Here is a 12692-nt window from a genome sequence, read left to right as displayed (position 1 = left end):
AGCAGATGAACACCATGTACACTACGAGCCATATTGGCAGGTGGGGCACATCATCAATGAGTTCTTCGAACAATTCGTCGAGGATACCTTGATTCAGCCAACATTCGTTTACGGTCATCCAATCGAGGTCTCACCGCTGGCAAAGAAAAATGTGGCGGATCCCCGGTTCACTGACCGGTTCGAGTTGTTCATCACCGGTAACGAGTTCGCGAACGCGTTTACCGAATTGAACGACCCAATCGACCAACGCGAGCGTTTTGAGGCCCAAGTCAAAGAGCGTGACGCTGGTAATGACGAAGCGGAGGGCATCGATGAGGATTACATCGAAGCACTTGAGTACGGTCTGCCACCTACTGGCGGGCTAGGAATCGGGATTGACCGTCTGGTAATGTTCTTTACCAATGCGAGCTCGATTAGAGACGTTTTGTTGTTCCCAACCATGCGTCCTGATAAAGCAAAAGACTAATAATAAAAAAATTCAAGAAATTTTATTTTAGACCTTTTCATGAATAGGGTTTAATGGTAAAATTCTTGTTATGCGGAAGTAGTTCAGTGGTAGAACATCAGCTTGCCATGCTGGGGGTCGCGGGTTCGAATCCCGTCTTCCGCTTTAATTTAAAACCCACCTAGGTGGGTTTTTTATATTTCAACGGGAAGTAGCTCAGCTTGGTAGAGCGCTACGTTCGGGACGTAGAGGTCGCAGGTTCAAATCCTGTTTTCCCGATTTTTTTGTGCTCTTTTTTTCTTTGGTGGTCCGTATAAGGGATGTGAAAGTTAAAGAAAGAGCTAATTAAGCGATTAATCAATCAAAAAATTTTACGAAACGTGCTAAGAGGTTTAAACTGTTAATCTAAGTTAGGCGGTGATTACATGGATAAGAATTTTACAGATAACGCACGAAATGCGTTAGAAATTGCACAAGAACAGGCGCTCAGCTTTCGCCATCACGTGATTGGTACGGAGCATTTGTTGCTCGCATTAACCATTGAATCGAAGGGCGTGGCGGGTAATATGCTGCGTGACTTAAGCCTCAATTCGATGATTCTGCGGGATGAAATCGAACGCTATACCGGTTACGGCAAGGTTGATCAAGGTCAGAGGAAACCGGTTGAGGATGAATATTTGCCTTTTTCACCACGGGTCAATGAAGTAATCGAATACGCAGCGGATCACGCACGTGAATTTGGCAGCAAGCAGATTGGTACGGCTCATCTTTTGCTTGGTCTAATTAGCTCAGACGAGATTCTAGCCGCGAGAATTCTCCAAAACCTAGGTGTAGAACTATTTCAGCTGAAGAAAAGTATCAAGAGTAACCTTGATGCAGGTGATGCACCGACATCCTGGGCGCAGAGTCTTAGAAAGGCCAACGCTAAGGCTGGCGGTAAAAACAATAAGTCTACTACACCAACGCTTGATTCGCTGGCGACGAACATGAACGAGAGTGTGCGCGATGGTAAGATCGATCCAGTTATTGGACGCACAACCGAGATTAAGCGTGTAATCCAGATTCTTTCTCGGAGAACGAAGAAGAATCCCGTGTTGGTTGGTGATCCTGGTGTCGGAAAGACTGCTGTAGCCGAGGCTATCGCACAGGCAATAGTGAATAAACAAGTGCCCGATGATTTACTGAAGAAACGCATCATGCTACTTGATATGGGTACTCTAGTGGCTGGAACCAAGTACCGGGGGGAGTTTGAAGACCGCCTGAAGAAGATTATGGATGAGGTTAAGGAAGACCGTAACGTCATTTTGTTCATCGATGAATTGCATACATTAATTGGTGCCGGTGGTGCAGAAGGTGCGATTGATGCATCCAATATTCTAAAACCAGCCTTGGCACGGGGCGATGTTCAGGTGATTGGTGCGACGACTTTCAACGAATATCAGAAGTACATTGAGAAAGATGCTGCGCTCGAACGCCGTTTTGCCCAAGTGAAGGTGGAGGAACCGAGTCCAGAGGATACTAAGCAAATTCTGACTGGCTTGAAGTCGGAGTATGAAGCGTTCCATGACGTGGTGATTACGGATGAAGCCATTAGTGATGCCGTGGACCTCAGTGTGCGCTACATTACCGGTCGCTTTTTGCCAGATAAGGCAATCGACTTAATTGATGAGGCCGCGGCCAAGGTCAAGATTAACACGGGTATTTCTAGCAGCGAGGAATTGCGACAACACGATGCCAAAATCAAGCAGATTATTGCAGATAAAGAAGATGCCATCTACATGCAAGACTTCGAGAAAGCTGCCGAGCTACGTGAGCAAGAGGCACTAGAACGCGAAAAAGAAGATCAGCTCCGGGCAAATCTGACGGAGAAGCGACGCAAGACAGCGATTGTTAGTGGGGCAGATATTGCACAGGTTATTTCCGATTGGACCGGCGTGCCGGTAACCAAGATGAAGAAGAGTGAAACTAAGCAACTGCTTAACCTGGAGAAAACGCTCCACCAACGGGTTATTGGCCAGGATAAGGCAATTAAGGCTGTGGCGAAGGCGATTCGCCGTTCGCGTGCAGGACTGAAGGATCCGAACCGTCCGATTGGTTCGTTTCTCTTCCTTGGGCCAACCGGTGTTGGTAAAACAGAGCTTGCAAAAAGCCTCGCGGAAGCAGTCTTTGGTGCCGAGAGCAACTTGATTAGGGTAGATATGTCCGAATTTATGGAATCTTATAGTAGCTCTAAGCTGATTGGGTCAGCTCCGGGTTACGTGGGCTACGAAGAGGGGGGCCAATTGAGTGAACAGGTGCGGAATAATCCTTACTCCGTTGTCTTACTGGATGAGGTCGAGAAGGCGCACCCTGACGTCTTTAATCTATTGTTGCAGGTACTCGATGATGGTTTCCTAACGGATTCTAAGGGGAGAAAAGTTGATTTTAGAAACACAATCATCATTATGACTTCTAATCTGGGTTCGAGAGCTCTGCGCGATGACAAAACAGTGGGATTCGGCATTAGTGCTGTTGCTGAGGATAAGATTAATCAGGAGAAGGTCAGAGAGGCGACTAAAGAGTTCTTCCGTCCCGAGTTTCTTAATAGAATTGACGAGACCGTCATCTTCGATTCATTGACAGCGCCAGAGCTACGGCAGATTGTGACATTGTTGACGAGAAAGATCAAAGATAGGCTCGCAGAAAAGGGCATTACACTAAATCTCTCTACCGCTGCACTCGATGTGATAGCAAAGAACGGATTCGACCCAGAGAACGGTGCCCGGCCAATCAGGAGGGCACTGCAACGGGACCTTGAGAATCGGCTCAGTGAACTGCTGATTGATGGGTCCGTCACCGCCGGTTCAACCATCAAGGTTGGTTCGAAGAACGGTACCTTAACGATTAAAACAATGGAACCGCAAACTGTTTAAATGTCAAGACTCTTTTTTGACAAAGTTGAAATTAACGAGTATAATCAATCTGTTAAAAGGCTGTCTAGTACAGTATTCCCCGATCTATTGTCCGGTGGAATGATAAGAACAAAAACGATATTTTTGTATTGTTTTTGTTTTTTTATTGCTCAAAAAGTCTTTTTTTGAAAATGTAACGCAAATGTAATATTTGTTTGAATGAGAAAGGATGTTTGATTTGGTAGGGACCAACGTAAACTACGGTAAACGCCGTACAAGAAGAAGTTTTTCCAGAATCAAAGAAGTACTTGAACTACCCAATTTAGTTGATATCCAAACGGATTCGTATAAATGGTTTTTAGATGAAGGCTTAAGCGACATGTTTGCCGACATCATGCCCATTGACGATTTTGCAGGCAATCTTTCTTTAGAGTTCGTAGACTACAAGTTACTTGAACCTAAATATACCGTCGACGAAGCACGTGACCACGATGCAAACTACTCTGCACCGCTGCACGTAACTTTAAAGTTGACGAACCATGAATCTGGTGAAATTAAGACACAAGATGTCTTCTTTGGCGATTTCCCATTGATGACAGAGCAAGGTACATTCATCATTAACGGTGCAGAACGTGTTATTGTCTCACAACTTGTTCGCTCACCTGGTGTGTACTTCCACTCAGATATCGATAAGAACGGTCGGACTCAATATGGTACAACGGTGATTCCTAACCGTGGTGCTTGGCTTGAATTCGAAACAGATGCTAAGGAACTTGCTTACGTGCGGATTGACCGGACCCGTAAGTTGCCAATTACTGTCCTAGTTCGGGCACTCGGTTTCGGCTCAGATAGCGAGATTACGGACATCTTGGGGATGAGTGATTCATTATCATACACAATTGAGAAGGATATTCACAAGAATCCGGCTGATTCGCGTGTTGCCGAAGGCTTGAAGGATATTTATGAGCGTCTTCGTCCGGGTGAACCTAAGACCGCTGATTCATCACGTTCACTGCTGTATGCTCGTTTCTTCGACCCAAAGCGTTACGACTTAGCACCAGTTGGTCGTTACAAAATCAACAAGAAGCTCTCATTGAAGACTCGTTTGTTGAAACAGACTTTAGCTGAGACATTGGCAGACCCAGATACTGGTGAAGTTATTGTGCAAAAGGGCGAAATTATCACGCACGAAGTGATGGATCGTCTCGCACCTTACCTTGACCGCGAGGACTTTAAGACAGTCACATATACCCCATCTGACGAGGGTGTTGTGGCTGAACCGATGACCGTGCAAGTAATCAAAGTCTTCTCACAAGTTGATCCAGAAAGAGAAGTCAAGTTAATCGGTAATGGACACGTTGACAAGAAGGTTAAGCACGTTATTCCTGCCGACATCATCGCCTCAATTAACTATTTCTTGAATCTTCAAGAAGGAATCGGTACAACCGATGATATCGATCACTTGGGTAACCGGCGTATTCGTTCAGTTGGTGAACTTTTGCAGAACCAATTCAGAATTGGTCTGTCACGGATGGAACGTGTCGTGAAGGAAAGAATGTCAATCCAAGACATTAACACTGTTACGCCACAACAACTGATCAATATTCGTCCTGTGGTGGCCTCAATCAAAGAATTCTTTGGTTCATCACAACTTTCACAATTCATGGATCAAACTAACCCACTTGGTGAATTGACCCATAAACGGCGTCTCTCAGCGCTTGGACCTGGTGGTTTGACTCGTGATCGTGCCGGATATGAGGTGCGTGACGTTCACTACACCCACTATGGCCGTATGTGTCCAATTGAGACACCAGAAGGTCCAAATATCGGACTGATCAACTCACTTGCGACGTATGCCGTGGTTAATAAGTATGGTTTCATTGAGACACCATACCGTCGTGTTGACTGGAACACACACAAGGTTACCGACAGAATTGACTACCTTACAGCTGATGAGGAAGATAACTTTATCGTGGCACAAGCCAACTCACTTCTGAACGAAGATGGTTCATTCGTTGACGATGTTGTTCTTGCAAGACACCGTGATGAGAACCTCGAAATCAGTCACGATAAGGTTGACTACATGGATGTTATTCCAAAGCAAGTGGTCTCAGTTGCCACTGCATGTATTCCTTTCTTGGAAAACGATGACTCGAACCGGGCCCTAATGGGTGCGAACATGCAAAGACAAGCTGTACCTTTGATTGATCCAAAGGCACCACTTGTTGGTACTGGTATCGAATACCGTGCGGCCCATGACTCAGGTACTGCTGTTTTGGCAGGAGCCGACGGTGTGGTCGAGTACGTTGACGCAAGAGAGATTAGAATTCGTCGTGCAGATCAAACACTCGATAAGTATGCTATTCAAAAATTCCGTCGTTCTAATGCTGGTAAGTCTTATAACCAAAGACCAATCGTCACTAAGGGTGAGGAAATTAAGAAGGGTGACATCATCGCAGATGGTCCAGCCATGGAAAAGGGTGAATTAGCATTGGGTCAAAACCCAATTATCGCCTTCATGACTTGGAACATGTATAACTTTGAGGATGCCATCGTTCTGTCTGAAAAGCTTGTTAAAGAAGATAAATATACCTCAATTCATATTGAAGAATACGAATCAGAGGCTCGTGATACTAAACTTGGACCTGAGGAAATCACCCGGGAGATTCCAAACGTTGGTGAGGAATCACTACGGGACCTCGACGAACAGGGAATTATCCGTGTTGGTGCCGAAGTACATGATGGTGATATTCTGGTGGGTAAAGTTACACCGAAGGGTGTGACAGAACTATCTGCTGAAGAGCGCTTGTTACACGCTATTTTTGGTGAAAAGGCCCGCGAAGTGCGTGATACTTCACTCCGTGTACCTCATGGTGGCGGCGGAATTATTCAAGACGTCAAGGTATTCACCCGAGAAGCCGGCGATGAGTTAGCACCAGGCGTGAACATGATGGTTCGTGTTTACATCACGCAAAAGAGAAAGATTCAGGTCGGTGACAAGATGGCTGGCCGTCATGGTAACAAGGGTACTGTATCAATCGTGGTACCTGAAGAGGATATGCCATTCCTTCCAGATGGCACACCAGTTGATATCTGCTTGAACCCAATGGGTGTTCCATCACGGATGAACATTGGTCAAGTACTGGAATTGCACTTAGGGATGGCTGCTAGAAAATTAGGCATCCACGTTGCCACTCCCGTCTTCGATGGTGCATCCGAGAAAGACATGTGGGAAACTGTTAAAGAAGCTGATATGCCTAAAGATGGTAAGACCGTGCTTTATGACGGACGTACCGGTGAGCCATTCCACAACCGTGTTTCCGTTGGTGTCATGTACTATATGAAGCTCTCACACATGGTTGACGACAAGATCCATGCTCGTTCAATCGGACCTTACTCACTCGTTACACAACAACCTCTAGGTGGTAAAGCACAATTTGGTGGTCAAAGATTTGGTGAAATGGAAGTTTGGGCACTTGAAGCTTATGGTGCCGCATATACACTTCAAGAAATTTTGACATACAAATCAGATGACGTTGTTGGTCGTGTAAAGACTTACGAAGCAATTGTCAAAGGTGATAAGATTCCAAAACCTGGTGTTCCCGAATCATTCCGTGTTCTTGTGAAGGAATTACAAGCACTCGGATTAGACATGAAGGTGCTCGATATTAATGAGAAAGAAATTGAGCTCCGTGATATGGACGATGAGAATCAAGACAGCGTAAACGTTGACGCACTATCCAAGATGGCTGAGGAACAAGAGGCTAAGAAGCTTGCAGAAGAAGCCAAGAAAGCAGAAGACAAGCTCAATGATGAGGTTTCAAAATAATAGGAGGTTACGCTTTTGATCGACGTAAATAAGTTTGAAAGTATGCAAATAGGTCTAGCCTCGCCCAACAAGGTTAGAAGTTGGTCTTATGGTGAGGTTAAGAAGCCTGAGACCATCAACTATCGTACTTTAAAACCTGAAAAAGACGGTCTGTTTGATGAAAGAATCTTCGGACCAACCAAAGACTGGGAATGTGCCTGTGGTAAATACAAACGTATCCGTTATAAAGGAATTGTTTGTGATCGCTGTGGTGTTGAGGTTACGAGCTCTAAAGTTCGGCGCGAGCGGATGGGTCACATCGAGCTTGCTGCACCAGTAACACACATCTGGTACTTCAAGGGTATCCCTAGCAGAATGGGACTTGTACTTGATATGAGCCCACGCTTACTTGAAGAGGTTATCTATTTTGCAGCATACGTCGTAATCGACGCTGGTGATACTGACCTTGAGGATAAGCAGCTGCTTACTGAGGCAGAATACCGTGAGAAACGTCAACAATTTGGTAATGCGTTCAACGCTAAGATGGGTGCTGAAGCAATTAAAGAGTTACTCCATAATGTTGATCTAGAAACAGAAGTTAAAGATTTAAAAGAAGATTTAAAGAGTGCACAGGGACAGAAACGGACTCGTGCAATTAGAAGACTGGATATTCTTGAGGCCTTCAGAAGTTCTGGCAACAAGCCAGAGTGGATGGTCATGGATGCCGTTCCAGTAATCCCACCAGATCTTCGGCCAATGGTCCAACTTGAAGGTGGCCGTTTTGCCACAAGTGACCTGAACGACCTGTACCGTCGTGTTATTAACCGGAACAACCGTTTGAAGAGGTTGCTTGACTTAAATGCACCAAGTATTATCGTCCAAAACGAGAAGAGAATGCTCCAAGAGGCTGTAGATGCCTTGATTGATAATGGTCGTCGTGGACGTCCAGTTGCCGGTCCTGGTAACCGCCCATTGAAGTCATTGTCCCACATGCTAAAAGGTAAGCAGGGACGTTTCCGTCAGAACCTACTTGGTAAGCGTGTTGATTACTCCGGTCGTTCGGTTATCGATGTTGGCCCAACTTTAAAGTTCTATCAATGCGGTCTTCCTCGTGAAATGGCGCTCGAGTTGTTCAAGCCTTTCGTGATGCATGAACTTGTCGCTAGAGAAATTGCTTCAAACATCAAAAATGCTAAGCGTAAGATTGATCGTCAGGATAATGAAGTTTGGGATGTCTTGGAAGATGTAATTAAGGAAAGACCGGTTCTTTTGAACCGCGCACCTACGTTGCATAGACTTGGTATCCAAGCATTTGAGCCTGTGCTAGTTAGTGGTAAGGCAATTAGATTGCACCCACTCGCAACAGAAGCTTATAATGCCGATTTCGATGGTGACCAAATGGCCATCCATGTTCCGTTGTCAGATGAGGCACAAGCTGAAGCAAGAATGCTAATGCTTGCTGCGCACCACATCCTAGCCCCTAAAGATGGTCGACCAATCGTTACACCATCTCAAGACGTTGTGTTAGGTAACTACTTCTTGACACAAGAGCAGAAGAATCGTGAAGGCGAAGGAATGATTTTCAATTCGACTGATGAGGCAACAATTGCTTACCAAAATGGTCAAATTCACTATCATTCAAGAATTGGTATCTCGGCTGCTTCAATGCCGGAGAAACCATTCCCAGCGGGTAAAGAGAACGAAGTAATGGTTACTACCTATGGTAAGGCCATCTTTAACCAAATTCTCCCTGCTGACTTCCCTTACTTAAACGAACCGACTACAGATAATCTTGTTAATGGTACGCCTGCTAAGTATTTCTTGAATGAAGGTGAGGATATCCATGATAAACTCGCTGAGATGGAACTTGTAGGTACCTTCAAGAAGGGCTTCTTGAGCGATATCATTGCCCAAGTGTTTAAGATTTACAAGGTACAACGTACTTCTGAGTTACTTGATGATATGAAGCAATTAGGTTATGAGATTTCTACTATTTCCGGAATCACCGTTGGTGTGGCCGACGTGCCAACATTGAATGAAAAAAAAGATATCGTTAATGAGGCACATAAGAAGGTTGCCACTGTATCTAAGCAATTCCGGCGGGGATTAATCACCGATGAGGAGCGCCATGATAGAGTAATCAGTATCTGGTCTGACGCAAAGGATACTATTCAACAGAAATTGGTTGATAGTTTCGATTCAAACAACCCAATCTCGATGATGAGTGATTCTGGTGCCCGTGGTAACGTATCTAACTTTACGCAACTTGCTGGTATGCGTGGTCTGATGGCCGCACCTAATGGCGGAATGATGGAAGTTCCCGTTACCTCGAACTTCCGTGAAGGTCTGTCAGTTCTCGAAATGTTCATGTCAACCCACGGAGCAAGAAAGGGAATGACCGATACGGCACTTAAGACTGCCAACTCAGGTTACCTGACCCGTCGTTTGGTTGACGTTGCCCAAGATGTCATTGTGCGTGAAGCAGACTGTGGCACTGACCGTGGTTTGAATGTCAGCTCAATCACTGAAGGTAACGAAATGATTGAACCATTGTTCGATCGCCTGGTTGGTCGTTACACACAGAAGACTGTCTTTAACCCAGAAACACACGAAGAAATCGTGGGTAGAAATGTTCTACTTGACGAAGACTTAGCACAACAAATCGTTGATGCTGGTGTGCAGATGGTTACAATTCGCTCCGTCTTCACTTGTAACACTAAGCACGGTGTCTGCCAGAAATGTTATGGTAGAAACCTTGCTACTGGTGAAGAAGTTGAAGTTGGTGAGGCAGTTGGTACTGTTGCTGCACAATCAATCGGTGAGCCAGGTACTCAATTGACTATGAGAAACTTCCATACCGGTGGTGTTGCTGGCGGTGAAGATATTACTCAAGGTCTTCCTCGTGTTCAAGAAATTTTTGAAGCACGTAACCCTAAGGGTCGCGCAACGATTACAGAAGTTACCGGTGTAATTTCTGCCATTGAGGAGAACCCAGCAGAGCATACCCGTGAGATTACCGTTGAGGGTAAAACCGATACAAGAACCTACAGCGTTCCTTACACAGCCAGCGTGGCTGTCGCTGAGGGTGACACGATTCACCGTGGTGAGAAGTTGACTATTGGTTCGATTGATCCAAAGGAACTGATTCGTGTCAGAGACGTCCTCTCAACTGAAAACTACTTACTCGACGAAATTCAAAAGGCCTACAGAATGCAAGGTGTTGAAATCTCAGATAAGCACGTTGAGGTAATGGCACGTCAAATGCTTAGAAAAGTACGGATTCTTGATCCAGGTGAGACCGATATCTTGCCAGGTACTCTCATGGATATCCGTGAGTTCACTGACCGTAACCGAGAAACTATCATTAGTGGTGGCATTCCAGCTACTGGTCAATCAGTACTGCTTGGTATCACTAAGGCTTCACTTGAAACTAACAGTTTCTTGTCTGCCGCATCATTCCAAGAAACGACACGTGTCCTAACAGACGCATCAATTCGTGGTAAGAATGATCCACTGATTGGCTTGAAGGAGAATGTCATCATTGGTAAGATCATCCCAGCTGGTACAGGTATGCCTGTCTACCGTGAGATGGAGCCAAAGGTTAAAACTAATAAGCCAGAATCAGTGTACTCAATCGCTGATATCGAGAAAGAAATGGCTAAGAACGAACAAGAGTAAAAGTTAATAGCTAAATTAAGTCAAAATCGCAGAGATGTGGTTTTGACTTTTTTGATTTGCTGGTAATTATTTACTCAGACAGAGATGATAATTGCCCGAATGATGAGATGAAGGACTAAGCCATGAAAGAGTGCCGGGATGAAAGCAACACGCTGAGCTCGTTTAGTAGTTGGCTTGACTAGTAATGGGATGTTGGTCGCGATGACGATGACTGATGCCAGCAAAAGCACCCGATTTGCGACCGGGAAATCTGTAACCAATCCCATGATGAAATAAACCAGTAGGTCACCAACGCCCAGTTGCTTTTTGAAAACAAGCCAGCCTAGAGCAAGTGCGGTGACGGTCCCAAACAATAGGATTATCTGGTCCGGTGGATTAGTGAACAATCGGACCATCCCAACTGCTAATGGCGCTAGCAACAGGTTTAAGTCAAACTCTTGCTGACGCCGGTCCTGCAGTGCTGCGATGCCGACAAAGAAGAGGAGCGTGCCATAGCCTAGTTGAGTTGTAATTGGCAGTTCAAGGATATAGAATAAAGTACCAATTAAACCACCACAGAGCTCTGTCATAAAAAGCGCGCCTGGAATCTGTGCATGACAATTGCTACAGCGACCGCGTAATAAAACGAAGCTGATGATGGGAATTAGGTCGAACCAGGAGATAGGCTGCTGGCAGTTCTGGCAACGTGATGGCAGGCTAACGAAGTCCTCCGCGCGCTCCAACCGTTCAAAGACGACGGCGGCGTGCGATGAGATGCAACAGCCAATAAATGCGTAAATATAAATCATATTTCAACCTCCACTTAATAAATACGTCAAAACTGGTCTTTTTCATTTTTCAATATTGACGATTGGTGGAAATCGTGGTAAATTAGTGGACGTGCTTAATTGCAATGGACATCCTTGAGCTCAAAAAGAAACTCCTGGATGTGTGAACAAAAAATAGGAGGAATCACTTTCATGCCAACAATTAATCAATTGGTTAGAAAAGGCCGTAAGTCAAGAACTTCAAAGTCTGACTCACCTGCCTTGAACTTTGGATACAACAGTAAGAAGAAAACATTAACAGATAACCCAGCACCACAAAAGCGTGGTGTTGCAACTCGTGTCGGTACTATGACACCTAAGAAGCCTAACTCAGCTTTGCGTAAGTATGCTCGTGTGCGCTTGTCAAATCTGATTGAAGTTACCGCTTATATTCCTGGTATCGGTCATAACCTCCAAGAACATAGTGTTGTCTTAATCCGTGGTGGACGTGTAAAGGATTTACCTGGTGTACGTTACCATATCATCCGTGGTGCTCTTGATACTGCTGGTGTTGATGGTCGTAAACAAGGTCGTTCTAAGTACGGTGCAAAGAAAGCTTAATAGCAGAAAGGAGATCAGACAATGCCAAGAAAAGGTAACGTTCAAAAGAGAGATATTTTACCAGATCCAATTTACAACTCAAAATTAGTTTCAAAGCTTGTAAACCACTTGATGTACGATGGTAAGAAAGCAAAAGCTTCTTATATTCTGTATGACGCATTCAAAATCATCGAAGAAAAGACAGGTAAGAATCCTGTTGATGTTTTCGAAGAAGCAATGAATAACATCATGCCAGTACTTGAAGTTAAGGCTCGCCGTATTGGTGGTTCTAACTACCAAATTCCGATCGAAGTTCGTCCAGAAAGAAGAACTACATTAGGTCTCAGATGGCTTGTTAGTTATGCAAGACTTCGTAACGAGCACACAATGGATGTTCGTCTTGCTAACGAGATTATGGATGCTGCTAATAATACTGGTGCAGCAGTCAAGAAACGTGAAGATGTACATCGGATGGCTGAAGCTAACCGTGCATTCGCTCATTACCGCTGGTAAGATAATTTCTT

7 protein-coding genes and 2 tRNA genes are annotated in these 12692 nt (G+C 44.9%); 8 read left to right on the top strand and 1 reads right to left on the bottom strand.

From position 1 onward, the window contains the following. The 6 genes from FC62_RS08105 to rpoC form a co-directional block, all read left to right on the top strand. On the top strand, window positions 1-466 hold a 466-nt coding region (locus tag FC62_RS08105), incomplete at its 5' end, for an amino acid--tRNA ligase-related protein (protein ID WP_338023373.1). A gap of 72 nt (window positions 467-538) precedes the next feature. Next, window positions 539-610, top strand: a tRNA-Gly gene (locus tag FC62_RS03290). A 40-nt stretch (window positions 611-650) separates the two neighbouring features. Further along, window positions 651-724, top strand: a tRNA-Pro gene (locus FC62_RS03285). A 146-nt stretch (window positions 725-870) separates the two neighbouring features. Then, a complete protein-coding gene (locus FC62_RS03280) occupies window positions 871-3357 on the top strand; it encodes an ATP-dependent Clp protease ATP-binding subunit (protein ID WP_056946633.1) in 2487 nt (828 codons plus the stop codon). 217 nt (window positions 3358-3574) lie between these two features. Further along, window positions 3575-7165: a DNA-directed RNA polymerase subunit beta gene (rpoB, locus tag FC62_RS03275; protein WP_141322565.1), complete on the top strand. Its 3591-nt coding sequence runs from the start codon at window positions 3575-3577 to the stop codon at window positions 7163-7165. 15 nt (window positions 7166-7180) lie between these two features. Next, window positions 7181-10822 (top strand): DNA-directed RNA polymerase subunit beta', encoded by a 3642-nt coding sequence (gene rpoC, locus FC62_RS03270; RefSeq protein WP_056946629.1) that lies wholly within the window; start codon window positions 7181-7183, stop codon window positions 10820-10822. A 74-nt stretch (window positions 10823-10896) separates the two neighbouring features. Here rpoC and FC62_RS03265 read toward each other — a convergent pair whose 3' ends face one another. Next, window positions 10897-11610: a prepilin peptidase gene (locus FC62_RS03265; protein ID WP_056946626.1), complete on the bottom strand. Its 714-nt coding sequence runs from the start codon at window positions 11608-11610 to the stop codon at window positions 10897-10899. 171 nt (window positions 11611-11781) lie between these two features. Here FC62_RS03265 and rpsL point away from each other — a divergent pair, with 171 nt between their 5' ends. Both rpsL and rpsG read left to right on the top strand, forming a co-directional pair. Continuing rightward, entirely contained in the window at window positions 11782-12189 is a 408-nt protein-coding gene (gene rpsL / locus FC62_RS03260) for a 30S ribosomal protein S12 (RefSeq protein WP_056946623.1), read from the top strand. Between the two features lie 21 nt (window positions 12190-12210). Then, entirely contained in the window at window positions 12211-12681 is a 471-nt protein-coding gene (rpsG, locus tag FC62_RS03255; protein WP_054745330.1) for a 30S ribosomal protein S7, read from the top strand. Window positions 12682-12692 lie beyond the last annotated feature (11 nt).

The organism is Amylolactobacillus amylotrophicus DSM 20534 (genome assembly GCF_001434555.1).
GTDB classification, from domain to species: domain Bacteria; phylum Bacillota; class Bacilli; order Lactobacillales; family Lactobacillaceae; genus Amylolactobacillus; species Amylolactobacillus amylophilus.
Note: the sequence above shows the minus strand (reverse complement) of the source record. Positions and strands in the feature narration are given on the sequence as shown.

What these genes read in the sequence shown, in the direction of transcription:
- FC62_RS03280 (WP_056946633.1), top strand. Translation starts at nt 871, where the DNA reads ATGGATAAGAATTTTACAGATAACGCACGAAATGCGTTAGAAATTGCA.
- rpsG (WP_054745330.1), top strand. Translation starts at nt 12,211, where the DNA reads ATGCCAAGAAAAGGTAACGTTCAAAAGAGAGATATTTTACCAGATCCA.
- rpsL (WP_056946623.1), top strand. Translation starts at nt 11,782, where the DNA reads ATGCCAACAATTAATCAATTGGTTAGAAAAGGCCGTAAGTCAAGAACT.
- FC62_RS03265 (WP_056946626.1), bottom strand. Translation starts at nt 11,610, where the DNA reads ATGATTTATATTTACGCATTTATTGGCTGTTGCATCTCATCGCACGCC.